Consider the following 26385-nt stretch of genomic DNA (forward strand, 5'->3'; position numbering starts at 1 on the left):
GCAAGATGCAGCAACAGGTCAGCGCGTTAAGCCCAGTCTTCGCCAGCGTCCCAAGAAAAGTCGCCTGCATCGTCAGCCGAGGCCTGTGGCGAGACCTGACCGGGCAAGGCTTCATCTGTGGCGTTGCTCGAAGGGGATGCAGCGTTGGACTCGGGTGTGGGTTGGTGTTGCCCCATGAGGCTTTGCACGCCCTGAAACAGCAAGCCGCCAGCCACCACGCCCGCTGCGGTGGTTGCCATTTGGGCCATCATGCCGCCGCCCCAGGCGCTGGTGGCTGCGGGGGCTTTGGCAGGCAGGTGCTGTGTGGGCGTTTCTGCCCCACGCCCCCAAGCTTGGGCACTCGACATCCAAGAGCTGTTGGGGGCTGTTTCAGGCCCTGTTGCAGGCGAGCTTCTTTTCAGCTGGGCCAATTGATCCAACTGCTGAGTGCATTGCGCCTCCAATTGCTGAATGCGGGTTTGGGCCGCATCCAGCGCCAAGCCCAGACCCATGGCCCGCTGCACCAGCAAATAGGGGGCGTCGGCTTGCGCACGCACCGCTTCTCGTATCAGGTCATCTGCCGTGGCGTCTTTCGGGTCGGCACGGGTCTGGCGCAAAGCGCTCAAGAATTGCTGCAACTGGTCACGTTCTGTGGCGTTCATGGGAGGAGCCTTCAGGGCAGTAGAGGGTTCATTATGGGTAAACACCATGGGCAAGGTGCAGGCTGGATTTGAATCCGCTCATTCCTGAGGGCATGCTGGCTTGTTGCGAGAGCGCTCCCCGTGCGCGGAGTCACTGTCATTCAATTGACCCAGGCGCTGAACATCAAAGGCACAATGACAGCCACCTCAAAAAAACGGAGACCAAATGAAAGAGACCCCTTATGCCTGGGTGGTGGTGTGGGCCACCTTTGGGTGCCTGGCGCTGATCTTTGGGGTGTCGTATTCGTTTGCGGCGTTTTTTGAGTCGTTTGCGGCCGAGTTTTCGGCGCAGCGGGCCGATGTGTCTTGGATTTTTGGTCTGTCTGGCTTTGTTTACTTTGTGCTGGGCGCAGGCGGCGGCATGCTGGCTGACCGCTTTGGACCGCGCATCGTCTGCTCGGCGGGCATGACACTCATTGCCCTGGGCTTGTTGGCCACCAGTTGGGCCACATCCTTGCTGGCGGTTTACCTGAGTTACGGCTTGCTGGTGGGCCTGGGCATTGCGCTGGTTTACACGCCCTCCATTGCCAGCGTGCAACCTTGGTTCACCACCCGCCGCGGCTTGGCCGGGGGCATTGCCAGTTCGGGCGTGGGCGCAGGCACCTTGCTGGTGCCGGTGCTGGTGGCCATGGCGATTGGTCCCATGCCCTGGCGTGAAGCCATGCAGTTGCTGGCCTTGGGGGTGTTGGTGCTGGGTTTGTTGGCGGCGGGTCTGCTGCGCCGCGCCCCTGCGGCACAGGCCGCCCCCGGTGCGCCCAGTGTGTCCAGTGCGGGGGGCTCCGCCTCTGGCCTGACCTTGCGCGAGACCTTGCGCAGCCCCACCTTCCGCTGGCTTTACCTGGCCACCGTGCTGGCTTCGCCCGTGATGTTCATTCCTTTTGCCCATGTGTCGGCCTCGGCGCGCGATATGGGCCTGGGCGAGGCCTTTGCTGTCGGTTTGGTGGGTCTGATTGGGGTGGGCAGTCTGGTCGGGCGCTTTGCCATTGGCCTGCTGGTCGACCGGCTGGGCCGCGCGCAGACGCTGGTGCTGATGCAGCTGTCCATGGGTGCGTCGTATGCGCTGTGGGGGGCGGCAGGCGGCCAGGCCATGCTGGTGGTGTTTGCGCTTTGGTTTGGCCTGAGCTACGGAAGCATCGTGTCGCTTTTGCCCGCGATTTGCATGGATTACTTTGGCGGTCGCTCGGTGGCCAGCGTGGTGGGAACGCTCTACAGCGGCGCGGCTTTGGGCAATTTGCTGGGGCCGGTGCTGGCGGGTGCTGTTTTTGATCACAGCGGGCATTACCTGGGCGTGATGGTGGTGTGCGGCGTGCTGTCGCTCATGGCCACCTGGGCATCACGGCAAATGAAACGCTGCGGCCAAGCACGTTATTGATCTGAGAAAGAATCACCTCATGCACAACGATTTGCACGCGCTGCGGCGCATCCTCAAAACGTACACCACCATCGCTGTGGTGGGCCTGTCGGCTGAGTGGCATCGACCGAGCTACTTTGCAGCCAAGTACATGCAGTCGCACGGCTTCAAGATTGTTCCCGTGAACCCGCGCTATGCAGGCCAGGAAATCTTGGGCGAAACCTGTTACGCAAGCCTCAGCGGCATCCCTTTTAAAGTGGACATGGTCGATGTGTTTCGCCGCAGCGAGGATGTGCTGCCCATTGCCGAGCAAGCGGTGCAGATCGGCGCGCGTTGCCTGTGGCAGCAACTCGGCGTGGCCAACCCTGAAGCCGACGTGCTGGCCCGGCAAGCGGGTTTGGATTCGGTGAGCAACCGGTGCGTGAAGATCGAGCATGCCCGGCTGTTTGGCGGGCTCAACTGGGTGGGCGTGAACACCGGGATCATCTCGGCGCGGCGCTTGGTGTGAAACAAGCCATCGCCCACGGGAGTGGGCTCCTACCAATTCAAGCCAACTTTTCATACCGAACACCATGACCGACCGCCAATTCCACCCCGAAACCCTGGCCATCCACGCCGGGCAAATTCCCGATGCGGCCACTGGCGCACGCGCTTTGCCGATTTACCAAACCAGCAGCTTTGTGTTTGACAGTGCCGAGCACGCGGCATCGCTGTTCAACCTGCAGACCTTTGGCAATGTCTATTCGCGCCTGAGCAACCCCACGGTGGCCGTGCTCGAAGAACGTGTGGCCGCACTCGAAGGCGGGCGCGCTGCGGTGGCCAGTGCCTCGGGCATGGCGGCCGAAACCATGGCGCTCATGACCATCTTGCAGTCGGGCGACCATGTGGTGGCCGCTGGGGCTTTGTACGGCGGCTCGGTCACCCTACTGGCCGTGAGCCTGGCCAAATTCGGCATCGAGACCACCTTTGTGGACGCGACAAAGCCCGAAGCCTTTGCCGCCGCCATGCGCCCCAACACGCGTGCGGTGTATGCCGAAAGTCTGGGTAACCCGAGCATGGTGGTGCTGGACATCGCCGCCGTGGCCGAGGTGGCCCACGCGCACGGCGTGCCGCTCATCATCGACAACACCGTGCCCAGTCCGCTGCTGTGCAATCCGCTGGCGCTGGGGGCCGACATCGTGGTGCATTCGGCCACCAAATACCTGGCGGGCCACGGTACCACGCTGGGCGGTGTGGTGGTCGAAGGCGGCAAATTCCCTTGGGACAATGGCAAGTTTCCGGGCATGACCGAGCCGTCCAAGGGCTACCACGGCGTGAAGTTTTACGAGACCTTTGGCGACTTTGGCTTCACCATGCGCTGCCGCATGGAAAGCTTGCGCGTGTTTGGCGCGGCCCTCAGCCCCATGAGCGCCTGGCAAATTCTGCAAGGCGTTGAAACCCTGCCGCTGCGCATGCAAAAGCACTGCGACAACGCGCTGGGCGTGGCGAAGTTTTTGCAGGCCGACCCGCGTGTGGCCTGGGTCAACTACCCCGGCTTGAGCGACCACCCGCAGCACGCCCTGATGCAGCGTCAAATGCGCGGCGCGTCAGGCCTGCTGTCGTTTGGTGTGAAAGGCGGCTTGGCGCAAGGCGTGACCTTCATCGAGTCGGCCCAGTTCATGAGCCACTTGGTCAACATCGGCGACACCCGCACCCTGATCAGCCACCCGGCCAGCACCACACACCGCCAGCTCGACGAAGCGCAGCAACTGGCCGCGGGCGTGCCGCCCGACATGGTGCGCATTTCGGTGGGCCTGGAAAATCTGGACGACATCTTGTGGGACATCGACCAGGCGCTGGACAAGGCCTGCGCCTGAGCTTCAGGACAACGCAGGCCCTGATGGCTTAGCGCTTGAGTGCCGCAGCTTCGGCGGCGCAATCTTGCCGGTCTGACTTCAGGCCTTTGGCCCTGGCGGCGGCAATCTCGGCCTTGGCCAGTTGGGCTTGGGCCTGGAAAACCGGGTTGGCTTGCAGGCGGGCCACGGCAGCAGCGCCGACCACGCGACCGGCTTCGATGTCACTTTGCCAGTGCACCCCGCAGACCATGCGGCTGTCTCCAAAGGCGTGGCCGCGTTGCAGCAGTGCATCTGTCTTGTCGGGTGCCACGCTGGTCAGGATCAAGCCCCACGCCCATCCCAGGGCGGCATGGCCCGAGGGGTAAGAGCCGTCTTTGGATAAATGGGGTTCTTCTTTAGGCGAACAGGTGGTTCCACCCAGCTCGGCAAAAGGTCGCTTGCGTTGGTAATGGTCTTTGGCTTTGTAGGTGGCAAAACCCGCGTCCAACAGGCTGCGGCGCAGCAACATGTTCAGGTGGGGCGTGGCCTCTTGCGAGATGGGCATGTCCAGTGCGCAAGAGAACACCCCGGCCGCTTCGGGAAATTTCAGGTTCACGTCCTTGAAAGCGTATTCCCAGCGAGGGGTGTTGCGCAGGGCGAGGGTTTGCTGGTGCTGCTGCACATCGGCCGAATGTCGGGCTGAGCCTGCTGCAGGTGGTGGTGGCACCAAGGTCAAGCTGTCTGGCAGTTCCTTGCGGTCCAGATAGCCATTCAGATAGCCTGTGCCCTTGCGGAATTCGCCCACCACCTCGGGTGAGGTGGGTGGTTCGGCCGTTTTGACGGGGGTCGTCTGACAAGCACTCAGCAGCATGGCTGCTGTCAAGGTGATGGATGTGGTGACACTTGTTTTCATAAACTCTCCAAGCTTGACTTTAAAACTGATAAGACACTATTTCAGCTCCGCTGTTCCGTTGCTGCCGTCTCGGCGGTGACTTTTGAATGCAAACACCACCAGCTATCGACTTGGGCCGAGAGATTCTTGGCTTTGATCAATTGGTCACAATAGCGGCTTATGGCTTTTTTCAAAAACATCCCCTACGAGCTGGTGCTGGGCTGGCGCTACACGCGCGCAGGCCGTGCCACGCGGCGAAACGGCTTCATTTCTTTCATTTCGGGTGTATCCATGATGGGCATTGGCCTGGGGGTGGCGGCGCTCATCATCGTGCTGAGCGTGATGAACGGCTTTCAGAAAGAGGTGCGCGACCGCATGTTGGGCGTGGTCTCTCACATCGAGGTCTATGCCGCAGATGGCGCCGCGGTGGACCAGTTGCCCGCTTTGCTGACCCGCTTGAAGGCGCATCCGCAGGTCTTGGGTGCAGCGCCCTTCATCACCGCGCAAGCCCTGCTGGCGCGGGGTGAGGACATGAAGGGCGTGCTGGTGCGCGGCATCGACCCGTCGCTGGAGCCTGAGGTCAGCGATTTGTCGAACGACACGCAAGCCGGAGTTCTGCAGCGCCTGCGGCCGGGCGAATTCAGCCTGGTACTGGGCCGCGATCTGGCCAACAACCTGGGTTTGCAAAACGGCGACCCAGTCACCCTCGTGTCGCCGTCTGGCCAGGTCACACCTGCGGGTGTGGTGCCGCGCATGAAACAAATGGGCGTGGTGGGCACGTTTTCTTCCGGGCACTACGAATACGACTCGGCGCTGGCGCTGATGCACGTCGAAGACGCGGCCCTTATGTTCCGCCTAGAAGGCCCGAGCGGCGTGCGCCTCAAATTGCGCGACCTGCATCAGGCGCGTGAAGTGGCGCGCGACCTGCAACTGGAGTTGGGCCCGCAATTCTTTGTGCGCGACTGGACCCAGCAAAACAAGACCTGGTTTGCCGCCGTGCAGGTCGAAAAACGCATGATGTTCATCATCCTCACGCTCATCGTGGCGGTGGCGGCTTTCAATTTGGTCAGCACGCTGGTCATGACGGTGACGGACAAACGCGCCGACATCGCGATCTTGCGCACCTTGGGGGCCAGCCCGCGCAGCATCATGGGCATTTTTGTGGTGCAAGGGGCCACGGTAGGCGTGATCGGCACCATGAGTGGCTTGCTCTTGGGCTTGCTGGTGGCTTTCAACATCGACGTGATCGTGCCCGCTTTGGAAACGCTGTTCAACGCCAGCTTTTTGCCGCGTGACATTTACCTGATCAGCCGCATGCCCAGCGAACCGCTGGCCAGCGACATCCTGCCCGTGGCCATCATTTCTTTGGTCTTGGCTTTTGTGGCCACGCTCTACCCCAGCTGGCGTGCCAGCCAGGTCAATCCGGCGGAGGCGCTGCGTTATGAGTGACATGAAAAACGTAGGCGCCGTGCTGCAGGCTCAAGGCCTGACCAAGCGCTTCACCGAAGGGCGCTTGGACGTGACCGTGCTGCAAGGCGTGGACCTGCAGGTTCATGCTGGAGAAACCTTGGCCATTGTGGGCGCTTCGGGCTCTGGCAAAAGCACCTTGCTGCATTTGCTCGGCGGTCTCGATGCGGCGACCCAAGGCTCGGTGCAGCTCAAGGGTCAGTTGTTGTCCAGCTTGAGCGCCGCCGAGCAAGGCCAGTGGCGCAACCGTTATTTAGGTTTTGTTTACCAGTTCCACCACCTGCTGCCCGAGTTCAGCGCGCTGGACAACGTGGCCATGCCGCTGTGGATTCGCCGGCAAGACCGCGCCGAAGCGGCTGCGGTGGCCATGGGCTGGCTGCAACGCGTGGGCCTGGGCGAGCGCCTGCACCACAGGCCTGCCGAGTTGTCGGGCGGCGAGCGCCAGCGTGTGGCGCTGGCCCGCGCTTTGGTGAACGACCCGGCCTGTGTGTTGGCTGACGAGCCCACGGGCAACCTGGACCGCGAAACCGCAGACGGCGTGTTTGCCTTGATGCTGCAACTGGCCCGCGAGCGTGGCACCGCCTTTGTGGTGGTCACGCATGACCAGGCCCTGGCCGCCCGCTGCGACCGGCAATTGCACCTGGTCAAGGGCGTGTTGCAAGCGCCTGTGTGAATTTTGAATGTGGATCGACACCCACTGCCACCTGGACGCGGCCGAGTTTGACGCCGACCGCGATGCGGTGCGCGAAGCGGCCCGCCAGGTGGGGGTGACACGCTGCGTGATCCCGGCGGTGCATGCAGCCCACTGGGCCGATGTGGCACAGCTGGCCGAGCGGCATGGCGATGCCTACGCCTTGGGTATCCACCCTTTGTATGTGCCGCAGGCCCAAGAAGCCGATTTGCTGGCGCTGGACCAGGCCTTGAGCGAGCGCGCAGGCGACCCGAGGCTGGTGGCCGTGGGGGAGATCGGGCTGGACTTTTTTGTACCCGAGTTGTGCACGCCCGAGATGCGCGCGCGCCAATGGTTTTTTTATACCGCGCAACTGAAGCTGGCCCAAAAGCATGGCTTGCCCGTGATCTTGCATGTGCGGCGCTCAGCTGACCTTTTGCTCAAAGGCTTGCGTCAGTGTCCGGTGCTTTCTGGCATCGCGCACGCCTTCAACGGCAGCACCCAACAGGCTCAGGCTTTTGTGGGCCTGGGTTTTGCGCTCGGCTTTGGCGGCACCTTGACCTACGAGCGCTCTTTGCAGCTGCGCCGCCTGGCTTGCGAGCTGCCTCTGAGCGCGCTGGTGCTGGAGACCGATGCCCCTGACATCCCGCCGCACTGGCTCTACCAAACCGCCGAGCAACGCGCCCAAGGCGCAGTCCAGGGCCGCAACAGCCCGGAAGAATTGCCGCGCATCGCGCAGGTGCTGGCACAGTTGCGGGGTGTGTCGCTGGCCGATCTTGCCGCAGCAACCAGTTCCAATGCCTGCCGCGTGTTGCCCCAACTTGCTGCTCTGTACCATCACGCCCCATGACCCGAAAAAAATCCTCTCCTGTCCTCGACTTGCCCGAAGTCAATTTCTCCGAAGACGGCGAGATCCGTTATTTGCATCTGGGCACCGAGTGGATTCAAGGCTCGATGTTTCTGGACCGGCCCTTTGACATTGAGCTGGAATATGTGCAACGCATGTTCGGCTGGTTGCTGTTTTTTCCGCACACCGAAGTCAAAGGGGCACATGCTATGCAGCTGGGGCTGGGCGCGGGCACCATCACCAAGTTTTGCTACAAAAAACTCAAGATGACCTGCACCGCCGTGGAGCTCAATCCCGGTGTGTTGCACGCTTGCAGGGGTTGGTTCCGTTTGCCGCCTGACGACGAACGCTTGCGCGTCGTGCTGGCCGACGCGTCGCTGGAAATCCAGAAGGAGGAGTGGCGCGGCACCGTGGACGCGCTGCAGGTCGATTTGTACGACGAAGAGGCCGCCGCCCCGGTGTTGGATACCCCCGACTTTTACCGCCATTGCCGCGAACTGCTGACGGAGCAAGGCTGTATGACCGTCAACCTGTTTGGCCGCTCTTCCAGTTACGCCGAAAGCGTGGAGAAAATCTGCGCCGCCTTTGGCGAAGATGCGGTCTGGGCCTTCAAGCCCACGCGAGAGGGCAACGCCATTGTGTTGGCGCAGCGCACCCCCAGCCGTCCCTCCAGGGATGCCTTGCTGCAAGCAGCCAGCGCCATCGAAGACCAGTGGGGCTTGCCCGCATCCAAGTGGCTCAAGGTGTTCAAGCCCCTCACCAAATGAGTGCGCGCCCGCCCATTGGGGGTGTCTGGGGTTAAAAGCAAGGGTAAACCATGAGGTCGAATGTCTGCCTGCATAGGTGTAACCCACATTCATCGTCTGGGTATGTTCGCGCAGAATCAGACCAACTCAAAGCAGAGGAGATATCTCGTGAACATCAAGAGTCAAAAAGACTTTTTTTCCGGTTTGTTCTACACCGTTGCAGGCTCGGCCTTCGCGTATGGGGCAACCAACTACAACGTGGGCACGGGTGCCCGCATGGGGCCGGGCTACTTTCCGCTCCTCCTGGGCATCTTGCTGGCCTTGATTGGGGCCTTCGTCATGTTCAAAGCCTTGACGGTGGAAACACAAGACGGGGACAAGATCGGCTCTTGGGCCTGGAAACCCCTGATCTTCATCATCGCCGGCAACGTGTTGTTCGGTATTTTGTTGGGTGGTCTGCCCAGCTTCGGCGTGCCGGCCATGGGCTTGATCGTGGCGATTTTTGGCACGACCTTGGTGGTCAGCTTGGCAGGTGACACTTTCAAGCTCAAAGAAGTTTTGACTTTGGCCACGGTACTGTCCATCGGCAGTTATGGTGCATTCGTGATGCTGCTCAAATTGCAGTTCCCGGTTTGGCCCACATTCATCACCGGTTGAGGAGAAATAATTCATGGAACTGTTTGACAACCTCGCCCTCGGTTTTGGGGTGGCTTTCACCTTTCAAAACCTGATTTACGCTTTTGTGGGTTGCCTCTTGGGCACCCTGATCGGTGTGTTGCCCGGTGTGGGTCCTGTGGCCACCATCGCGATGCTTTTGCCAGCCACCTATGCATTGCCCCCAGTGGCCGCGCTGATCATGTTGGCCGGTATTTACTATGGTGCCCAATACGGTGGCTCGACCACCGCGATTTTGGTCAACCTGCCCGGTGAAGCTTCATCGGTGGTGACCATGATTGACGGCTACCAGATGGCCCGCAAAGGCCGTGCGGGTCCAGCCCTGGCCGCGGCCGGTTTGGGTTCGTTCTTCGCAGGTTGCGTGGGCACTTTGATCCTGGCGGCTTTTGCCGCGCCCTTGACCGAAGTGGCCTTCAAGTTTGGTCCTGCCGAATACTTCTCGCTCATGGTCCTGGGTCTGATCGGTGCGGTGGTCTTGGCTTCTGGCTCCCTCATCAAGGCGGTCGGCATGATCGTGCTGGGTCTGCTGATGGGCTTGATCGGTACCGATGTGAACTCGGGTGTGGCCCGATTCAGCTTCGACATCCCTGAGTTGACCGACGGCGTGGGCTTCATCGTGATCGCCATGGGTGTGTTCGGTTACGGCGAAATCATCTCCAACCTGTCCAAGCCCGAGGAAGACCGCGAAGTGTTCACGGCCAAAGTGACCGGCCTGATGCCCACGATGGAAGACTTCAAGAACATGGTGCCTGCCGTCCTGCGTGGTACCGCTTTGGGTTCGGCGCTGGGCATCTTGCCCGGTGGCGGTGCATTGTTGGCGGCTTTTGCGGCTTACACCATCGAGAAGAAAACCAAGCTCCGCCCTGGTGAAGTGCCTTTCGGTCAAGGCAACATCCGTGGTGTGGCCTCTCCTGAGTCGGCCAACAACTCGGCCTCGCAAACTTCCTTCATCCCCTTGCTGACGCTGGGTATTCCGCCCAACGCCGTGATGGCTTTGATGGTCGGTGCGATGACCATCCACAACATCCAACCCGGCCCTCAGGTGATGACCAGCAACCCCGAGTTGTTCTGGGGCCTGATCGCTTCGATGTGGATCGGCAATGCGATGCTGATCATCTTGAACCTGCCCTTGATCGGCATCTGGATCAAGTTGCTGTCGGTGCCTTACCGTTGGTTGTTCCCGGCCATCGTGTTGTTCTGCGCGATCGGTGTGTACTCGACCAACAACAACACCTGGGACATCTGGATGGTGGCGATGTTTGGCGTGATTGGCTACATCTTCATCAAACTCGGCATGGAGCCAGCGCCTTTGCTGTTGGGCTTCATCCTGGGCCCGATGATGGAAGAAAACCTGCGCCGTGCCATGCTCTTGTCGCGTGGTGACTGGAGTGTGTTCGTCACGCGTCCTTTGTCGGCAGGTTTGCTGGCGGCAGCTTTGTTGCTGCTGGTCATCGTGACCTTGCCGTCCATCAAGTCCAAACGCGAAGAGGCTTTCGTCGAAGATTGAAGCGCTTGATTTGACTGTTGACAACGGCCTCTTCGGAGGCCGTTGTCTTTGGTGCCCTGCCAATCGCACAGAAGGTTCGTGGGCATGTCACTTGAGCGCAGCGCTGCTGGGCGACGTCTGAGAAAATCACTTCATCATAGATGGGCAATCTGGCCCTTAGAGGAGAGCTTTCATGCAAAGAAGATATTGGCTTCGCAGCCTGTGCGCTGCAGCGACTGTGGCGTTCGCTTTTGGAGGGGTACAAGCACAAAGTTACCCGAGCAAGCCGGTCCGTTTGATCGTCCCCTTTCCGGCCGGCGGCGCGACCGACTTGTTTGCCCGCACGCTGTCTCAAAAGCTGAGTGAGAAGATGGGCACCACCTTGGTGGTGGAAAACCGTCCTGGTGCCGGCGGCACCTTGGGCTCTGACTTGGCCGCCAAGGCCAGCCCCGATGGCTACACCTTGCTGCTGTCGACCTCCAGTACACATTCGATTGGTCCCAACCTGAACCCGCGAATGCCCTACGACGCGGTGCGCGACTTCACGCCCATCAGCCAAGTGGGTAATGCACCCAGCATCATGCTGGTGCCCAACAGCTCTCCGGCCAAAACGGTCAAAGAATGGATCGATTACGCCAAAAAGAATCCGGGCCGGCTGAACTACGCATCAAGCGGCAATGGCACCATCGTCCAGTTGTCAGCCGAGCTGTTCAAGGCGCAGGCCAATTTGTTTGTTGTTCATATTCCTTACAAGGGCACAGCCTTGGCCATTCCCGATCTGGTCAGCGGCAAGGTCGATGTCATGTTTGACAGCTTGCCCACCGGGCTGCCACACGTGCGTGATGGCCGCTTGCGTGCCTTGGGCGTGACCACCCTCAAACCCACCGCCTTGGCGCCCGGCGTACAACCCATTGCCGATGTTTTGCCCGGCTATGAGTCCAACACCTGGTTTGGTCTTTTTGGCCCCAAAGGCTTGCCTCCCGAAGTGGTAAGCCGCGTCAATACGGCCGCCAACCAAGTGCTGCAGGACCCGGAAGTCATCGACAAGCTGCAACGCTTCGGCATTGAGCCTGTGGGTGGCACACCAGCCCAGTTCACCACCATGCTGGCCAAAGAGTCGGCCAAGTGGAAAAAGATCATCACAGAGCGCAAGATCACATTGGAATGACATGAATTTCGACTACCAGTTTCCCTACACCAGCACCCGCTTGCCGCTGTTTGCGCGCAATGTGGTCTCGACCTCGCACCCGCTGGCTGCACAAGCGGGCTTGCGCATGATGCTCAAGGGCGGCAACGCGGTCGACGCGGCCATTGCTGCTGCTGCGGTGATCACCTTGACCGAACCCGTGAGCTGCGGTTTGGGGTCTGACGCTTTCGCCATTTTGTGGGACGGCAAAGAACTGCACGGCCTGAATTCTTCTGGCCCAGCCCCCGCCACCTGGACACCCGAATACTTTCACCGCAAATATGGCGCCGAGACCAAAACACCGCCCAAGCGCGGCTTTGACTCGGTCACTGTGCCCGGCGCGGTGGCCGGCTGGGTGGCGCTGAGTGAGCGTTTTGGCAAGCTGCCTTTTGCCGACTTGCTGGAGCCGGCCATTGAGTTGGCTGAGCGGGGTTATTTGATTCCCGTGGTGGTGCAGCAAAAGTGGGCCGCTGCCACGCCCGAGCTGCAATCGCAGCCGGGCTTTGCGCAAAGCTTTTTGCCTTGGGGCCGTGCGCCACAAGTGGGCGAGTTGTTCCAGTTCAAAAATGCTGCGCGTGGCCTCAAAGCGATTGCCGCCACAAAAGGCCAAGCGCTGTATGGCGGCGAGATTGCCCAAGCCATTGAAAAGTTTGCCAAGGAAAACGGCGGCAGCATCACCGCCAAAGACCTGGCCGACTTCAAGCCCGAATGGGTCAAGCCCATGGCGCAAGACTACCGGGGCTACACCCTGCACGAGATCCCGCCCAACGGCCAAGGCATCGCCGCCTTGATCGCATTGGGCATCTTGTCGAACTTTGACATGGCCAGTCACAAGGTCGACAGCGCCGATTCCCAGCATCTGCAGATCGAAGCCATGAAGCTCGCCTTTGCCGACACATACCGCTACGTGGCCGATCCGCGCTTCATGGAGCTGCCGCCCGAGCAAATGCTGGACCCGGCTTATCTTGCCAGCCGCGCCAAACTGATCGACATGAAAAAGGCGCAAGATTTCAAGGCTGGCAACCCGGTCAAGGGCGGCACGATTTATCTGACGGCTGCCGATGAAAACGGCATGATGATCAGCTTCATCCAGAGCAACTTCATGGGCTTTGGTTCGGGTGTGGTGGAACCTACCTACGGTATCAGCCTGCAAAACCGGGGCCATGGTTTCAGCACCGACCTGCAGGGCCAAAACCCTGCCAACCTGGTCTTGCCCGGCAAGCGTCCCTTCCAGACCATCATCCCGGCCTTTGTCACCAAAGACGGTCAGCCTGTGATGAGCTATGGCGTGATGGGCGGCAACATGCAGCCCCAGGGTCATATGCAAACCCTTGTGCGCATGCTGGACTACGGCCAGAACCCTCAAGCGGCTTGCGACGCACCACGCTGGCGTTTCAACACGGGCCTGAACATCAACGTCGAAGCCGCGATGAACGGCACCACCGTGCAAGAGTTGATTGCCCGTGGTCACCAGCTCGATATCATCAACGACTCTTACCAAGACTTTGGCGCAGGCCAGTTCATCTGGCGCATGGGTGATCCGGCGGTGCAGGGTTACCAGGCTGCCAGCGATCCACGCCGCGACGGCCAAGCTGTGGGCTTTTGATGCACCGCATCGCAACGGTACTGGCGCTCGTCTTTGCAGGTCTCTTGTCCGTCAGTCCTACATGGGCCGCCCCGGTTTCTTGCGGCGTGGTGTTGATGCATGGCAAATGGGGCACGCCCCAATCGCCGTACCTCAAACCCGTGGTGCAAAAGCTCGAACCCGCTTGCCAGGTCAAGTTGCTGGAGATGCCTTGGTCTCGTGGGCGTCTGTATGACAAGCCATATGCCGAAGCTGTTGCGCAAATTCGTCAAGCGGTGAGTGATTTCAGACAAGCGGGCGTGCAGTGGGTTGCCGTGGGTGGACAAAGCTTTGGTGCCAACGCCTCGTTGGCGTACATGGCACAAGTGGGCGATGTGGACGCGGTGCTGCCCATGGCACCGGGCCATGTTCCTGAAAACTTTTATCCGATCCCTGAAGTTCGTCGCGGCATGGATGTTGCACGTGAAGCGGTGGCATCCGGTCAAGGCGATGCTTTGGTAGAGATGACCGACATCAACCAAGGTCAGCGGCGGGCCATCAAGGCACCTGCCGCTGCGCTGTGGAGTTATTTTGATCCGCAAGGCTGGGGCAATATGGCGCTCAGCGCTCAAAGCTTTCGCAAACCTGTTGCGGTGTTCTGGGCCATTGGCACCCAAGATCCGCTGTACGCTTCGGGTTCTGCTGCGATTTATCAAAAGTTACCGGTGCACTCAGACAGCCAATACCTTGTGGTGCAAGCCAACCACGCCACCACACCAGAAGCCGCTTCGGATGCGTTGTGGGTCTGGGTCAAAGCCCGCACGGGGCGTTGAACCATGCCTTTCTTCAAATTTTCCAACATGACGTCCGGCCTGCTCTTGGCTGTGGCGGGCTCCATCGCCTTCAGCGGCAAGGCCATCATCGTCAAGCTGGCTTACCGCTATGGCGTGGATGCGGTGACGCTGGTCATGTACCGCATGCTGTTTGCACTGCCTTGGTTTGTGCTCATGGCTTGGTGGGCCGGGCGTGGCAAAGCGGCCTTGACCCGGCGTGACTGGTTGGGCGTGGTGGGTCTGGGCTTTTGTGGGTATTACTTGTCCAGCTTTCTCGACTTTTGGGGGCTGGAGTACATCAGCGCTTCGCTGGAGCGATTGATCCTTTATCTCAACCCCACCTTGGTCCTGGTGTTGAGTTGGTTCCTGTTCAAAAAACGCATCACACACCGTCAAGGCGTGGCCATGGCGATCAGTTATGCCGGGGTGCTGCTGGTGTTCGGCCACGAGGTGACCTTGGCTGGAACGCATGCTGCGCTAGGGGCTTTTTTGGTCTTTTTGAGTGCCGTGACTTACGCCCTTTATCTGACCTACAGCGGTCAGATGGTGCAACGCTTGGGTGCTTTGCGTTTGGCAGGCCTGGCCACCACTGTGGCGTGTTTTTTCTGCATCCTCCAGTTTGTGTTGCTCAGGCCCATCGCCAGTGCACAGGTGCCCGACCCGGTGTTGTGGCTGTCTTTGCTGAACGCCATGGCTTGCACTGTGCTGCCGGTGCTCTTGGTCATGATGGCGATTGAACGCATCGGTCCGGGTCTCACGGCACAAACCGGCATGATTGGCCCCATGTCCACCCTGCTGATGGGTGTGTGGCTGCTGGACGAACCTTTTAACATCTGGATCATTGCCGGGACCGCCTTGGTCCTGAGCGGTGTGTTTTGGGTCACGCGGCCAGTGGGTCGCACAACATCAACTTCAGGAGATTGACATGGATTTGGGTATTGCAGGCAAATGGGCTTTGGTCGGTGGCGCGAGCAAGGGCTTGGGCTGGGGATGTGCACGTGCGCTGGCGCTGGAAGGCGTGAACGTGGTCATGGTGGCACGCGGCGCCGAGGTGCTGAACAAAGCGGTGGATGACTTGCGCCTTGAAACCGGTGGCAAGGTGCAGTTGATCGGCGTGGCCGTGGACATCACCACCGAAGCCGGACGCGACGCCATCTGGAACGTGGCAGGCGGCCCCGGCAAGGACTACGACATCGTGGTCACTAACGCAGGCGGCCCACCGCCCGGCGACTTCCGCGATTGGGACCGCGAGGCCTGGCTCAAGGCCATCGACGGCAACATGCTCACCCCGATTGAACTCATCAAAGCCACGGTGGACCGCATGGCCGCACGCGGCTTTGGCCGCATCGTCAACATCACCAGCAGCGCCGTCAAAGCGCCCATCGACGTACTCGGCCTGTCCAACGGCGCGCGCAGTGGCCTGACGGGTTTTGTGGCCGGGGCCTCGCGCAGCGCCATTGCCGCCAAAGGCGTGACCATCAATAACCTGTTGCCCGGCAAATTCGACACCGACCGCATCCGCGCCACGCTGCCCGCCATGGCGCAAAAACAAGGCAAAACGGTGGAAGAGCTGCGCGTGATCCAGCAAGCGCAAATTCCTGCAGGCCGCTACGGCAACCCGCAAGAGTTCGGTGCGATTTGCGCATTCTTGTGCAGCCAGCATGCGGCCTACATGACGGGCCAGAACGTGTTGGCCGATGGCGGGTCTTATTCAGGCACGTTCTAAGATCTCTGCGCCCTTGTGCCGAGCGCTCTTCAGGCATTCGGCCGCAGGGGCAGTCTCCCGCAAAAACCGTTGTGCTTGCTGCAGTCGAAGCGGTGTGGGAGCGCGCCCCTGCTCGCGAATATCAGCTTGCTTTTACTGACGGGATGACACCCAGATCCCGCCAATGATCAGGGCAAAGGCCAGCGCGTGAAACAGTTGCGGTAATTCGCCTAAAAATGCCGCCGAAAAGATGGCTGCGAACAGCGGCGTGAGGTTGGCAAAAAAGCCGGCCACTGCGGGTCCTGCTTGCTGAATGCCCAGGCCCCAGCAGCGGTAAGCCAGCACGGCTGGGCCGATAGACACAAAAGCCAGCGCACTCAGCAGTGGCCAGCCCCAAGTGATGTGGGCATCGGTCAGGCCCCATTCCATGCCGGCAAAGAGGCTTGACCATGCCAATCCAAAAACCACCTGGGCCAACAAGAAGGCGGCCCAGTCGTTGCGGATGGCTTCGGGCTCGTCCCTGCGGCTGAGCAACCAGCTGTACCAAGACCAGCAGGCGGTGGCCAGCAAGATGAACAGATCACCGATCACCAGTCGGACCGCCAGAAGCTGCGCCCAGTCCCCCCGCGACAGCACCACCAGCACACCCAGGATCGACAGCGCTGCGCCATACATTTGGGCTCGGCGCACCGGGGCCTGAAAAAACAGCGCTCCGATGGCCAGCATCCATACCGGGCCACTGGCGGCCACCAAGGTCACGTTCAGCGGCGTGGAGGTTTGCAGCGCCAGGTATTGCAGCGCGTTGTAGCAGCCCACGCCCAGCAAGCTGAGCAGCGCAAAACGCCGCCAGTGTGACCAAAGCCCACTGCCACGTCGCAAAACCCAGGCCGCCAGTGGCAAGAGGATCACGAAGGCTACAGCCCAGCGCAAGAGGTTCAGAGTGATGGGAGGCACCAGGTTGTTGACCAGTCGGCCGATGACCGCATTGCCAGCCCACAGCAGTGGAGGCACGGTCAGCATCAGGGCGGTGCCGGGAGAGAGTTTTTGGGACATGCGGCACTGTATCGGCATTCGGGTTTTCCCGCTGTCGCCGACCTGTCCCCACGCCGAACACTGGGACGTGATTCGTGGCAAAGTCACGCATCGTTCGCTTTCACACTTTCAGGAGAATTCCATGAGCCTTCAAGTCCAGATCGACCAACACGGCGGTCCCGATGTCATGAAACTGGTCGATGTCACGGTGGGTGAACCCGGCCCTGGCGAGATCCGTATCCGGCACAAGGCGATTGGTCTGAACTTCATCGACGTGTACCAGCGCAGCGGTCTGTACCAGCTGCCTATGCCGCTCAAGTTGGGCATGGAAGCATCTGGCGTTGTGGAAGCCGTGGGCGAGGGTGTCACGCACCTGAAAGTTGGTGATCGCGCTGCTTATGCGAGCCAGCCGCCTGGCAGCTACTGCGAAGTGCGTGTGATGCCCGCCAAGTGCGTGTGCAAGTTGCCCGATGCCATCTCATTTGAGACCGGTGCGGCCATGATGCTCAAGGGCTTGACAGCGCAATACCTCCTCAAGCGCACGCTGCCGCAAGGCGGTCTGAAAGCCGGAGACTTTGTGCTGTTTCACGCGGCTGCTGGTGGCGTGGGCCTGATCGCCAGCCAATGGGCTAAGGCGCTGGGCCTGCGCCTGATCGGCACGGCCGGCAGCGATGCCAAGTGCGCGCTGGCTTTGGCCAACGGCGCAGAGTTTTGCATCAACTACTCGACCGAAGACTTCCAAGCCAAGGTCAAAGAAATCACAGGTGGCAAGGGCGTCAAAGTGGTTTACGACTCGGTGGGCAAAGACACTTGGGACAAGTCACTCGACTGCTTGGCGCCGTTTGGCCTGATGGCCAGCTTTGGCAATGCATCGGGAGCCGTGGCGCCGTTTGCCCCCGGCATCCTCGGCCCCAAAGGCTCCATTTACGTGACGCGCCAGACCTTGTTCAGCCACATCACCACGCGTGAAAACACGCAAGAGATGGCCGATGATCTGTTTGAAGCTGTAATCAGTGGCAAGGTGAAGATCCACATCGACCAGACCTTTCCGCTGGCCAAGATCCAAGACGCTCACATCGCCTTGGAAGGCCGCAAAACCACAGGCTGCTCCATCATCACTTTGTGATGGCGCTGGCGCTGTCCAGCAGGGGTCCAGAATGAAAAAAACCGCTGTCCTCAGGACAGCGGTTTTTTTGTTGGGCAACTGACCTGAATCAGGCAGCCAGCTTGGCCTTGGGCGCGATGGTTTCCAGCGCACTGCGCAAGATATGCAGGGTGCGGGGCACTTGATGCCATTTGTCCAAGCCGAAAAGACCCATGCGGAAGGTGCGGAAGTCAGCAGGCTCATCGCACTGCAGTGGCACGCCTGCGGCGGTTTGCAGGCCCAGTGCGATGAATTTTTTGCTGCTCTGGATGTCCGGGTCTGTGGTGTAGCTCACCACCACGCCTGGTGCTTCAAAGCCGGGCGCTGCCACGCTGGGGAAGCCGTGCTCCAGAAGCAACGAGCGCACTTGGCGACCCAGTGCCATTTGTTCTTCGCGCACCTTGGCAAAACCATAGGCTTCGGTTTCCAGCATGGCCTCTTGCAGGCGCAGCAGCGCATCGGTGGGCAAGGTGGTGTGGTACATGTGGCCACCGCCTTCGTAGGTTTCCATCACTTGCAGCCATTTTTTCAGGTCCATGGCGAAGGTGGTGCTGGTGGTGTTGTCAATGGCTTGGCGGGCGCGTTCGCTCATCATGACCATGGCGCAGCAGGGTGAACTGCTCCAGCCTTTTTGTGGAGCGCTGATCAACACATCCACGCCCGTAGCCTTCATGTCTACCCACATGGCGCCAGAGGCGATGCAGTCCAACACCAGCAAGCCGCCCACAGCGTGCACCGCGTCGGCCACGGCCTTGAGGTAGCCGTCTGGCAGGATCATTCCAGCGGCAGTCTCCACATGCGGGGCAAACACCAAAGCAGGTTTTTCAGCGGCAATCGCGGCGGTCACTTCAGCAATGGGGGCTGGAGCCCAAGCAGCTTGAGGGCCCTCTGTGATGCGCCGGGCTTTGAGCACGCTGTGGCTTTTGGGGATCTGGCCCATGTCAAAGATCTGGGTCCAGCGAAAGCTGAACCAGCCGTTGCGAATGACCATCACATGCTGATTGGTGGCAAATTGGCGAGCCACCGACTCCATGCCGAAGGTGCCGCTGCCGGGTACCAGCGCGACCGAATGGGCGCCATAGACGTTTTTAAGCATGCGCGAAATATCGGTCATCACGCCGCCGAAGCGTTTGGACATGTGGTTCAAGGCGCGGTCGGTGTAGACCACTGAAAATTCGAGCAGACCGTCTGGGTCAATGTGGGGCAACAATCCTGGCATAGGTGTCTCCGTTTTTCAAATCGTGAAAATATAAAGCTTACAACACCTTTGACCCATTGTGGTGGGGGAATCAGGCGCCATTCATGGACACTCAGAGTGTCTGTCCAAATGAATGGGGGTGGGATTCAAGGCGTCTGGATTTTCAAAATTTCCAGATGCTGATTGACGTTCAAATAATCCTTGATGCCCGATGGCAGTTCTTTGAGTGGTTTGAGTTCTGGTGAAAGCATCCAGAAAGAAGGAAAAATCAAGGTCTTGGAGGTATCGCCCACCAGAGCTTTAAACTGGTTAAAAGTCAGGCGTTTGTCATCTACCTTCACATGCATGGTGGGACCACGCAGCCAGGTGCGGATGTCCACCACCACAAATTCTGAGAATGCAGTTTTGAGTTCAGATCGATGGCTGGTCAGAAATTTCTTGTATTGGAGGCAAGGTGGGCAGTCTGTCGCGCCGAAGTAGATGAACAAGGGCTTGCCGGTTTTCTTGGAAGATTCAATCGCAGGCGTGAGGTCGAACACCCGCTCCCTTAAGGAGAAAGGGGCCTCGACCACGACAGGCGAGTATTCATCAGGAATGCCTGCTTGGGCCGAAAGGACAAAAAAGCCAATCAATGCAGTGAGAAAGCGGCGCATGGTGGACTCCCTGGGCAAAACCGCTTGCTTCAGCGCCCGCGCCGCACGCGCAGGATTTCGTCCAAGATCAGCAGCGCTGCGCCCACGCTGATACCGGCATCGGCCACGTTGAAGGCCGGGAAGTGCCAGGCACCCCAATAAAAGTCCAGAAAGTCGACCACATACCCGTGCAGCAGACGGTCGATCACGTTGCCAATCGCGCCACCCAAGATGAGCGCGATGGCGAGGCTGAAGAGCTTTTGACCCGCATGAGAACGCAGCATCCAGACCATGAAGATGGCCGCTGCCACACCAATGCCTGTGAAAAACCAGCGCTGCCAGCCGCCTGCACCGGCTAAAAACGAGAAGGCCGCGCCGTGGTTGTGCACCCGCACCAGGTTGAAAAACGAGGTGACCGGTGTGCTGTCGCCCAGCTGGAAGGCCCCCAGCACCAGCACTTTGGTGAACTGGTCGAGCACCAAAACCAAGAGGGCGATGCCCAGCCAAAGCGCCATGCCTTGGCTTTTGCTGGCGTAGCTTTTGCCGATCTTTTTGCTGCTGGCCATGGGCTGCCTTGTCTGGGTGTGGTTCGATCAGGCGACGAGGCGGGTTTCGCCAGCGCCGTGCAGGTTGCTGACGCAGCGCCCGCAAATGGTGGGGTGGTCGGCGTTGTGGCCCACGTCGTCGGCGTAGTGCCAGCAGCGCTCGCATTTGGTGGCTTGGCTGGCGGTCACTTGAACCGCCAGTGAGTCGCCAGTCTGCAAAGTCACTTTGGAGGTGATGAACACGAACTTGATGTCCGCGCCCAAGCTGGCCAGCAGGGCGTGGTCAGCGGCCGGTGCGGTCAAGGTGATTTCGGCTTGCAGCGATGCGCCCACTTGGCCTGCAGTGCGCAGGTTTTCGATGTCTTTGTTCACCAGATCGCGGATTTCGCGGATGCGGCCCCACTTGGCCAGCAACTGCTCATCGGCCGTGCCGAAGTCGCTGAAGGTTTCCAGGAAGATGGATTCCGATGTGCCGAAAGTCGTCCAGGCCTCTTCGGCAGTGAATGACAAGAAAGGCGCCATCCAGCGCAGCATGCCGTGCGTGATGCGGTACAGCGCCGTCTGTGCGCTGCGGCGTGCCAAGCTCTTGGGCGCGGTGGTGTACAGACGGTCTTTCAGCACGTCCAGGTAAAACGCGCCCAGGTCTTCCGAGCAATAAATCTGCAGCTTGGAGACCACGGGGTGGAATTCGTACATGTCGAAGTGGGCGCGGATGTCGGCTTGGAGCTGCGCTGCTCGGGCCAGCGCAAAGCGGTCGATTTCGAGCAGCTGGTCGTCGGGCACGGTGTCTGTTGCGGGGTTGAAGTCGCTCACGTTGGCCATCAAGAAGCGCAGCGTGTTGCGCACGCGCCGGTACGAGTCCACCACGCGGGCCAGGATTTTGTCGTCGATGTTCAGGTCGCCCGAATAGTCGGTGCTGGCCACCCACAGGCGCACGATTTCGGCGCCCATTTTGGAAGTGATGGTTTGCGGCTCGACGGTGTTGCCCAGCGACTTGCTCATCTTGCGGCCTTGGCCGTCGGTGGCAAAGCCGTGCGTGAGCAGGCCCCGGTAAGGCGCTCGGTCGTACAGTGCGCAGCCCAGCAGCAGCGAGCTGTGGAACCAGCCGCGGTGCTGGTCGTGGCCTTCCAGATAGAGATCGGCTTCAGGGCCCTCGGCATGGAAAGGCGCCACGCCGTAAGCGTCTTTGTGGCTGGTGCGCAGCACATGCTGGAAGGTGGAGCCGGAGTCGAACCAGACTTCCAGAATGTCGGTGCTCTTGGTGTAGCTGGGCGCATCGGCCGCACCCAAAATCTCTTCCACCGTCACGCGGCTCCAGGCTTCGATGCCGCCTTTTTCGACGATGTCCGCGGCTTGGTCCAGGATGGCCATGGTGCGGGGGTGCAACTCACCGCTGTCCTTGTGCAGGAAGAAAGGCACGGGCACGCCCCATGAACGCTGGCGCGAGATGCACCAGTCGGGGCGGTTGGCGATCATGTCGCGCAAGCGGGTCTTGCCGTTCTCAGGGTAGAACTGGGTGTGCTCGATGGCGTCCAGTGCCAGCTGGCGCAAGGTCTTGGGCGCTTTGTCGGAGGTGAACACACCAACGCCGTCGTCCATGCGCACAAACCACTGAGCGGCAGCGCGGTAGATGACAGGCGTTTTGTGACGCCAGCAGTGCGGGTAGCTGTGGGTGATGGTCACGGTGGACAGCAAGCGGCCCGCGTTGCGCAGCGCGTCCAGCACCACAGGGATGGCTTTCCAAATGTGCAGACCACCAAACAGCGGGAAGTCTTCGGCGTAGGTGCCGTTGCCTTGCACCGGGTTCAGGATGTCGTCGTACTTGAGGCCATTGGCGATGCAGGAGTTGAAGTCGTCCACGCCATAGGCGGGTGAGGAGTGCACCAGGCCCGTGCCATCGCTGTCGCTGACGTATTCGGCCAAATAAACGGGTGACAGGCGCTTGTAGCCTGCATCCACGTCGTGCAATGGGTGGCGGAAATTCAGGCCGCCCAGGGCCGTGCCTTTGGCCGTGGCAAGCACGGTGCCGCCTTGCAGACCAAAGCGCTCAAGGCATTTGTCCACCAACGACTCGGCCAACACCAGGCAGCCCTTGTCGGTTTGCACCAGCGCATAGGTCAGCTCGGGGTGGGCGTTCAGGGCCTGGTTGGCGGGGATGGTCCAGGCGGTGGTGGTCCAGATCACGGCAAAGCCGCTTTGCCCAGCGGGCAAGGAAGCGAGGCCAAAGGCGGCGGCCAGTTGGGCCGCGTCATCCGTTTCAAAGGCCACGTCTAGCGTGTCGCTTTGTTTGTCCTGGTATTCGATCTCGAATTCGGCGAGCGACGAGCCGCAGTCAAAGCACCAGTAAACGGGCTTGAGGCCACGGTAGACAAAACCGCGCTCGATCACGCGTTTGAAGGCGCGGATTTCACCGGCTTCGTTGGCGAAGTCCATGGTGCGGTAAGGGCGCTCCCAGTCGCCCAGCACGCCCAGGCGTTTGAAGTCTTCGCGTTGTTGGTCAATTTGTTCGGTGGCGAAGGCACGGCTCTTGGCCTGCATGTCGTCTCGGCTGAGCTTGCGGCCGTGCAGTTTTTCAATCGCGTTTTCGATCGGCAGGCCGTGGCAGTCCCAGCCGGGGATGTATTGCGCGTCAAAGCCAGCGAGTTGCTTGGACTTGACGATCATGTCTTTGAGCACTTTGTTGAGCGCATGGCCGATGTGCAGCTTGCCGTTGGCGTAGGGCGGGCCGTCGTGCAGCACGAACAGCGGGGCACCCTGGCGGGCAGCGCGCAGTTTTTTGTACAAACCGCCTTCGTTCCAGTCTTTGACCCAGCCCGGCTCACGCTTGGGCAGGTCGCCGCGCATGGGGAAGGGGGTGTCCATCATGTTGATGTGGGTGTCGGGGTTCTGGGTTTTGTCGGTCATGGTGCGTCAAGTCGAGAGGGCTTCGACAAGCTCAGCCCGATCGGTGGGCCGTTCGGAGAGATTTAAGGGGGTGGGCCGTTGAAGTCGTTCGCCCTGAGCCTGTCGAAGGCGGCAAACGAGGGCCAGAGCGTCAAATTCGGTCGCGCGTGGTTTGGCGGCTGGTTTCACCATGGCGCAACGCAAACCACGCCTGTGCGTCGTCGCAGTCTTTGGCGATCCCCTTTGTCAGGGCGTCCAGACCGTCGTATTTGAGTTCGTCGTGTAATTTATGCAGCAAGTCCACCCGGATGATTTTACCGTAGCCCCCCTCAGCCCCCAGCTGGGCGGGCCAGTCGAAGGCGTGGGTCTCCAGCAGCACGCGTCCGCCGTTGACGTCGTTCGGGTCGAGTGAGGGGCGGATGCCCAGATTGGCCACGCCCTTCAAGGGCTGATCGGCCAGGCCGTGCACCTCGACCACAAAGATGCCGCTGGCCGCAGGCTTCCAGTGCGAGAAACGCAAATTCAGGGTCCGAAAGCCGTCGCCCGCGCCTTGGGCTGAGGCGGCCAATTCGCGGCCCAGCTTGCGCCCGTGCACCACATGGCCGCTGATGCTGTAGGGGCGGCCCAGCAGGGCGTGCACCGCGGGCAGGTCGCCTTGGGCCAGCGCATCGCGCACGGCCGAGCTGGACACGCGCAGACCGCGCACCTCGTAGCTGTTCATGCGGGCCACGTCAAAGCCCAGGTTTTGCCCAGCAGCGTCGAGCATGGCGTAGTCGCCCGCGCGTTTGGCCCCAAAGCGGAAATCATCCCCCACCAGCACATAGCGCACGCCCAGGCCGCGCACCAGCACCTGCTCAATGAAGTCTTGGGGCGACTGACTGGCCAGCCGAGCGTCAAAGGGCAGCACCACCACCTGGTCCACGCCGCAGCGCTCGAGTTCTTGCAGTTTGTCGCGCAAAGTGGCGATGCGGGCCGGGGCCAGATCGGGCTTGTTCAGGGCCTTGGCAAAGTAGTCACGCGGGTGCGGCTCAAAGGTCATGACGCAGCTGGGCACACCGCGGTGCGCCGCTTCGCTGCGCAACAGGGCCAGCATGGCCTGATGGCCACGGTGCACACCGTCAAAGTTGCCAATGGTCAGGGCGCAGGCGGGAGCCAAGTCGGGGTGGTGGAAGCCTCGGAAAACCTTCATGTCGCTGCTCATGTCCTGCCTGTGCGCTGGGCCTGGTTCCAGCTTTCACGGATTTGTCAATGTAAGAGGGTATATTGTGACTGAGCACGATCACTTCATCCTTGCACCCCAAGGCTTGAGGACCGATCGAGACGGAACTTTTCGTGTCAGTGGTTTTTTAAACTGTTGGATGGAGGCGTCTGTGAAGGTTTTGAAACTCTCGGCCCAAGGCTTGCCGCAATCGTGGATCACGCTGGAGCAGGCGGTCACCCATTACGCCGCCGACGAGGTGCGCTGGGAGGCGGGCCAGCAAGTGGCTGTGTTCCACGGAGGGCACAACGCGCTCACCGGCCAGCAATCCATCATCACCGTCAACAGCATCATTGGCACCCAGGGCGTGCCCCGTATCAACCCGTTTGACCTCGTATCGGGCTTGACCAATCCCAAATTGTTTGTGCGCGACCGCAACGTCTGTGCATATTGCGGCGGGCACTTCCACGAATCGGTGCTCACCCGTGAGCACATTGTTCCCGTGAGTCAAAAAGGCCCCGACCACTGGATGAACGTGGTGACCGCTTGCCGTTCTTGTAACCACCGCAAAAGCAGCCGCACGCCAGAGCAAGCCAACATGCCACTGCTGTATGCGCCCTATGTGCCCAGCCTGTGGGAAGACTTCATCCTGCGCAACCGCCGCATTCTGAGCGACCAAATGGCGTTCTTGATGGCGCATGTGCCCAAGAGCTCGCGTTTGATGGTCTGAGGGTGGCCAGGCGAGGCGGCTTGCGCAGAACAGTAAAGCGTCGCATCATCACTTCCTGAAAACAAAAGACCCTACCTCCCTGTGCTGCCAAGGCACCTTCAGGGGGTTGGAGTCCTCAGGGAGACCCAGCATGCGCCAGCCTTTGAAATTTCTCCCCAACCCGAGCCGCCGTGCCAGCGTGTGGGCCGTGCTTTTGTCGCCTTGGCTGATGCCCAGCGTTTGGGCCAAGTCTTTGGGCCCTTTTTCTTCCGGGGAGTCGAGCACCGTTCAGCTGGCCATGCCCTGGCCCCCAGGGCGTTCGCCACAAGGTTTTTGGGTGAGTGAAAAATTCGATGGCGTGCGGGCGGTTTGGGATGGGCAGGTCTTGCGCTTTCGCAGTGGTCGGGTGATGGCTGCACCCGCTTGGTTCTTGTCCGCCTTGCCCCGGATGGCGCTCGACGGCGAGTTGTGGATGGGGCGCGGGATGTTTGACCGGCTTTCTGGTGTGGTGCGCCAGGCTGAGCCCGACGATGAGGCCTGGCGGGCGGTTAAATATCTGGTGTTCGACGTGCCTGGCCATGTGGCCCCGTTTGCGCAGCGTGTGGCTTTGGTGCAATCCACGCTGGCCCAAGCGCAGCAGCCCTGGCTGGTGCCGGTAGCGCAGCGCGAAGTGAAAGACGTGCGCGCTTTGCAAGCGCTCTTGCAAGACACGGTGCGCCAAGGTGGCGAGGGCTTGATGCTGCACCGCTCCGATGCCCGGTGGCAGGCGGGCCGTACCGATGCGCTGTTCAAACTCAAGCCCGAATTGGATGAAGAGGGACTGGTGGTGGGTCATCAGCCGGGCAAGGGGCGTTTGGTGGGCATGACCGGGGCTTTGCTGGTTCAAATGACTTCGGGTCAGCGTTTTGCCCTGGGCTCGGGTCTGAGCGATGCCTTGCGCCGAGACCCACCACCTGTGGGGTCATGGGTGACTTACCGCTACCGCGAACGCACACCATCGGGCTTGCCTCGGTTTGCCTCTTTTGTGCGGGTGCGCGAGGTGGAGTGAGTATGAAAAAAGGCCCCTTGTGGGGCCTTGTTGTTGGGGTAAAGGATTTTGGTGTTGCGCCGCAAGGCGCAAGGGCGGCG

At 60.6% G+C, this 26385-nt stretch carries 25 protein-coding genes; 17 read left to right on the forward strand and 8 right to left on the reverse strand.

All coding sequences use genetic code 11. The annotated features are described in order from the left end of the window. Positions 1-26: 26 nt before the first annotated feature. Entirely contained in the window at positions 27-641 is a 615-nt protein-coding gene (locus ACZ5SR_RS04960) for a DUF2076 domain-containing protein (RefSeq protein ID WP_464450463.1), read from the reverse strand. 205 nt (positions 642-846) lie between these two features. Here ACZ5SR_RS04960 and ACZ5SR_RS04965 point away from each other — a divergent pair, with 205 nt between their 5' ends. The 3 genes from ACZ5SR_RS04965 (at position 847) to ACZ5SR_RS04975 (ending at position 3887) form a co-directional block, all read left to right on the forward strand. Continuing rightward, positions 847-2052: an MFS transporter gene (locus ACZ5SR_RS04965; RefSeq protein WP_464451146.1), complete on the forward strand. Its 1206-nt coding sequence runs from the start codon at positions 847-849 to the stop codon at positions 2050-2052. Positions 2053-2071: 19 nt separating this feature from the next. Next, positions 2072-2539: a CoA-binding protein gene (locus ACZ5SR_RS04970; RefSeq protein ID WP_464450465.1), complete on the forward strand. Its 468-nt coding sequence runs from the start codon at positions 2072-2074 to the stop codon at positions 2537-2539. A gap of 64 nt (positions 2540-2603) precedes the next feature. Further along, positions 2604-3887 (forward strand): O-acetylhomoserine aminocarboxypropyltransferase/cysteine synthase family protein, encoded by a 1284-nt coding sequence (locus tag ACZ5SR_RS04975; protein WP_464450466.1) that lies wholly within the window; start codon positions 2604-2606, stop codon positions 3885-3887. Between the two features lie 28 nt (positions 3888-3915). On the opposite strand, the gene ACZ5SR_RS04980 is transcribed toward ACZ5SR_RS04975, so the two are convergent. Beyond that, the gene (locus ACZ5SR_RS04980) at positions 3916-4758 is read right to left on the reverse strand and encodes an acid phosphatase (protein WP_464450467.1); all 843 of its coding nucleotides are present in this window, start codon (positions 4756-4758) and stop codon (positions 3916-3918) included. 159 nt (positions 4759-4917) lie between these two features. Here ACZ5SR_RS04980 and ACZ5SR_RS04985 point away from each other — a divergent pair, with 159 nt between their 5' ends. The 11 genes from ACZ5SR_RS04985 to ACZ5SR_RS05035 all read left to right on the forward strand — a co-directional run bounded on the left by ACZ5SR_RS04985 (position 4918) and on the right by ACZ5SR_RS05035 (position 15937). Further along, entirely contained in the window at positions 4918-6186 is a 1269-nt protein-coding gene (locus ACZ5SR_RS04985; protein ID WP_464450468.1) for a lipoprotein-releasing ABC transporter permease subunit, read from the forward strand. A gap of 1 nt (position 6187) precedes the next feature. Continuing rightward, entirely contained in the window at positions 6188-6877 is a 690-nt protein-coding gene (gene lolD / locus ACZ5SR_RS04990; RefSeq protein WP_464450469.1) for a lipoprotein-releasing ABC transporter ATP-binding protein LolD, read from the forward strand. Between the two features lie 7 nt (positions 6878-6884). Continuing rightward, positions 6885-7724 (forward strand): TatD family hydrolase, encoded by an 840-nt coding sequence (locus ACZ5SR_RS04995; protein WP_464450470.1) that lies wholly within the window; start codon positions 6885-6887, stop codon positions 7722-7724. Continuing rightward, complete coding sequence (locus ACZ5SR_RS05000; protein WP_464450471.1) at positions 7721-8488, forward strand: class I SAM-dependent methyltransferase; 768 nt, start codon at positions 7721-7723, stop codon at positions 8486-8488. Before ACZ5SR_RS04995 ends, ACZ5SR_RS05000 begins: the two co-directional genes overlap by 4 nt. A gap of 147 nt (positions 8489-8635) precedes the next feature. Continuing rightward, on the forward strand, positions 8636-9124 hold the full coding sequence (locus tag ACZ5SR_RS05005; protein ID WP_464450472.1) for a tripartite tricarboxylate transporter TctB family protein: 489 nt from the start codon (positions 8636-8638) through the stop codon (positions 9122-9124). Between the two features lie 13 nt (positions 9125-9137). Continuing rightward, positions 9138-10649: a tripartite tricarboxylate transporter permease gene (locus ACZ5SR_RS05010; protein ID WP_464450473.1), complete on the forward strand. Its 1512-nt coding sequence runs from the start codon at positions 9138-9140 to the stop codon at positions 10647-10649. A gap of 172 nt (positions 10650-10821) precedes the next feature. Then, positions 10822-11796: a Bug family tripartite tricarboxylate transporter substrate binding protein gene (locus ACZ5SR_RS05015; protein WP_464450474.1), complete on the forward strand. Its 975-nt coding sequence runs from the start codon at positions 10822-10824 to the stop codon at positions 11794-11796. 1 nt (position 11797) lies between these two features. Beyond that, on the forward strand, positions 11798-13420 hold the full coding sequence (locus tag ACZ5SR_RS05020) for a gamma-glutamyltransferase family protein (protein WP_464450475.1): 1623 nt from the start codon (positions 11798-11800) through the stop codon (positions 13418-13420). Then, the gene (locus ACZ5SR_RS05025) at positions 13420-14211 is read left to right on the forward strand and encodes an alpha/beta hydrolase (RefSeq protein ID WP_464450476.1); all 792 of its coding nucleotides are present in this window, start codon (positions 13420-13422) and stop codon (positions 14209-14211) included. The genes ACZ5SR_RS05020 and ACZ5SR_RS05025 overlap by 1 nt, the downstream gene beginning before the upstream one ends. A gap of 3 nt (positions 14212-14214) precedes the next feature. Next, positions 14215-15135: a DMT family transporter gene (locus ACZ5SR_RS05030; protein WP_464450477.1), complete on the forward strand. Its 921-nt coding sequence runs from the start codon at positions 14215-14217 to the stop codon at positions 15133-15135. 1 nt (position 15136) lies between these two features. After that, the gene (locus ACZ5SR_RS05035; RefSeq protein ID WP_464450478.1) at positions 15137-15937 is read left to right on the forward strand and encodes an SDR family oxidoreductase; all 801 of its coding nucleotides are present in this window, start codon (positions 15137-15139) and stop codon (positions 15935-15937) included. Between the two features lie 132 nt (positions 15938-16069). On the opposite strand, the gene ACZ5SR_RS05040 is transcribed toward ACZ5SR_RS05035, so the two are convergent. Beyond that, a complete protein-coding gene (locus ACZ5SR_RS05040) occupies positions 16070-16969 on the reverse strand; it encodes a DMT family transporter (RefSeq protein ID WP_464450479.1) in 900 nt (299 codons plus the stop codon). 121 nt (positions 16970-17090) lie between these two features. Here ACZ5SR_RS05040 and ACZ5SR_RS05045 point away from each other — a divergent pair, with 121 nt between their 5' ends. Further along, the gene (locus ACZ5SR_RS05045; protein WP_464450480.1) at positions 17091-18074 is read left to right on the forward strand and encodes a quinone oxidoreductase family protein; all 984 of its coding nucleotides are present in this window, start codon (positions 17091-17093) and stop codon (positions 18072-18074) included. 88 nt (positions 18075-18162) lie between these two features. Here the strand turns inward: ACZ5SR_RS05045 and ACZ5SR_RS05050 are convergent, their stop codons facing one another. The 5 genes from ACZ5SR_RS05050 to ACZ5SR_RS05070 all read right to left on the reverse strand — a co-directional run bounded on the left by ACZ5SR_RS05050 (position 18163) and on the right by ACZ5SR_RS05070 (position 24539). Further along, positions 18163-19311: an aminotransferase class V-fold PLP-dependent enzyme gene (locus ACZ5SR_RS05050; protein WP_464450481.1), complete on the reverse strand. Its 1149-nt coding sequence runs from the start codon at positions 19309-19311 to the stop codon at positions 18163-18165. A 125-nt stretch (positions 19312-19436) separates the two neighbouring features. After that, positions 19437-19943: a thioredoxin family protein gene (locus ACZ5SR_RS05055; RefSeq protein WP_464450482.1), complete on the reverse strand. Its 507-nt coding sequence runs from the start codon at positions 19941-19943 to the stop codon at positions 19437-19439. A 29-nt stretch (positions 19944-19972) separates the two neighbouring features. Further along, the gene (gene lspA, locus ACZ5SR_RS05060; RefSeq protein ID WP_464450483.1) at positions 19973-20488 is read right to left on the reverse strand and encodes a signal peptidase II; all 516 of its coding nucleotides are present in this window, start codon (positions 20486-20488) and stop codon (positions 19973-19975) included. Positions 20489-20515: 27 nt separating this feature from the next. Beyond that, positions 20516-23371 (reverse strand): isoleucine--tRNA ligase, encoded by a 2856-nt coding sequence (ileS, locus tag ACZ5SR_RS05065; RefSeq protein ID WP_464450484.1) that lies wholly within the window; start codon positions 23369-23371, stop codon positions 20516-20518. A 130-nt stretch (positions 23372-23501) separates the two neighbouring features. Continuing rightward, a complete protein-coding gene (locus tag ACZ5SR_RS05070) occupies positions 23502-24539 on the reverse strand; it encodes a bifunctional riboflavin kinase/FAD synthetase (protein ID WP_464451018.1) in 1038 nt (345 codons plus the stop codon). A 181-nt stretch (positions 24540-24720) separates the two neighbouring features. Between ACZ5SR_RS05070 and ACZ5SR_RS05075 the strand changes: the two genes are divergently transcribed. Both ACZ5SR_RS05075 and ACZ5SR_RS05080 read left to right on the forward strand, forming a co-directional pair. Then, on the forward strand, positions 24721-25278 hold the full coding sequence (locus ACZ5SR_RS05075; protein ID WP_464450485.1) for an HNH endonuclease: 558 nt from the start codon (positions 24721-24723) through the stop codon (positions 25276-25278). A gap of 130 nt (positions 25279-25408) precedes the next feature. Then, positions 25409-26305, forward strand: coding sequence for a DNA ligase (locus ACZ5SR_RS05080; protein WP_464450486.1), 897 nt, complete (start codon positions 25409-25411; stop codon positions 26303-26305). Positions 26306-26385 lie beyond the last annotated feature (80 nt).

The sequence above is a fragment of the Limnohabitans sp. TEGF002 genome (genome assembly GCF_055395845.1).

Bases quoted from the DNA above. Each gene is read 5' to 3' on its own strand.
- ACZ5SR_RS04960 (WP_464450463.1), bottom strand. From the start codon at position 641: ATGAACGCCACAGAACGTGACCAGTTGCAGCAATTCTTGAGCGCTTTG.
- ACZ5SR_RS04965 (WP_464451146.1), top strand. From the start codon at position 847: ATGAAAGAGACCCCTTATGCCTGGGTGGTGGTGTGGGCCACCTTTGGG.
- ACZ5SR_RS04970 (WP_464450465.1), top strand. From the start codon at position 2,072: ATGCACAACGATTTGCACGCGCTGCGGCGCATCCTCAAAACGTACACC.
- ACZ5SR_RS04975 (WP_464450466.1), top strand. From the start codon at position 2,604: ATGACCGACCGCCAATTCCACCCCGAAACCCTGGCCATCCACGCCGGG.
- ACZ5SR_RS04980 (WP_464450467.1), bottom strand. From the start codon at position 4,758: ATGAAAACAAGTGTCACCACATCCATCACCTTGACAGCAGCCATGCTG.
- ACZ5SR_RS04985 (WP_464450468.1), top strand. From the start codon at position 4,918: ATGGCTTTTTTCAAAAACATCCCCTACGAGCTGGTGCTGGGCTGGCGC.
- lolD (WP_464450469.1), top strand. From the start codon at position 6,188: ATGAAAAACGTAGGCGCCGTGCTGCAGGCTCAAGGCCTGACCAAGCGC.
- ACZ5SR_RS04995 (WP_464450470.1), top strand. From the start codon at position 6,885: ATGTGGATCGACACCCACTGCCACCTGGACGCGGCCGAGTTTGACGCC.
- ACZ5SR_RS05000 (WP_464450471.1), top strand. From the start codon at position 7,721: ATGACCCGAAAAAAATCCTCTCCTGTCCTCGACTTGCCCGAAGTCAAT.
- ACZ5SR_RS05010 (WP_464450473.1), top strand. From the start codon at position 9,138: ATGGAACTGTTTGACAACCTCGCCCTCGGTTTTGGGGTGGCTTTCACC.
- ACZ5SR_RS05015 (WP_464450474.1), top strand. From the start codon at position 10,822: ATGCAAAGAAGATATTGGCTTCGCAGCCTGTGCGCTGCAGCGACTGTG.
- ACZ5SR_RS05020 (WP_464450475.1), top strand. From the start codon at position 11,798: ATGAATTTCGACTACCAGTTTCCCTACACCAGCACCCGCTTGCCGCTG.
- ACZ5SR_RS05025 (WP_464450476.1), top strand. From the start codon at position 13,420: ATGCACCGCATCGCAACGGTACTGGCGCTCGTCTTTGCAGGTCTCTTG.
- ACZ5SR_RS05030 (WP_464450477.1), top strand. From the start codon at position 14,215: ATGCCTTTCTTCAAATTTTCCAACATGACGTCCGGCCTGCTCTTGGCT.
- ACZ5SR_RS05035 (WP_464450478.1), top strand. From the start codon at position 15,137: ATGGATTTGGGTATTGCAGGCAAATGGGCTTTGGTCGGTGGCGCGAGC.
- ACZ5SR_RS05040 (WP_464450479.1), bottom strand. From the start codon at position 16,969: ATGTCCCAAAAACTCTCTCCCGGCACCGCCCTGATGCTGACCGTGCCT.
- ACZ5SR_RS05045 (WP_464450480.1), top strand. From the start codon at position 17,091: ATGAGCCTTCAAGTCCAGATCGACCAACACGGCGGTCCCGATGTCATG.
- ACZ5SR_RS05050 (WP_464450481.1), bottom strand. From the start codon at position 19,311: ATGCCAGGATTGTTGCCCCACATTGACCCAGACGGTCTGCTCGAATTT.
- ACZ5SR_RS05055 (WP_464450482.1), bottom strand. From the start codon at position 19,943: ATGCGCCGCTTTCTCACTGCATTGATTGGCTTTTTTGTCCTTTCGGCC.
- lspA (WP_464450483.1), bottom strand. From the start codon at position 20,488: ATGGCCAGCAGCAAAAAGATCGGCAAAAGCTACGCCAGCAAAAGCCAA.
- ileS (WP_464450484.1), bottom strand. From the start codon at position 23,371: ATGACCGACAAAACCCAGAACCCCGACACCCACATCAACATGATGGAC.
- ACZ5SR_RS05070 (WP_464451018.1), bottom strand. From the start codon at position 24,539: ATGAAGGTTTTCCGAGGCTTCCACCACCCCGACTTGGCTCCCGCCTGC.
- ACZ5SR_RS05080 (WP_464450486.1), top strand. From the start codon at position 25,409: ATGCGCCAGCCTTTGAAATTTCTCCCCAACCCGAGCCGCCGTGCCAGC.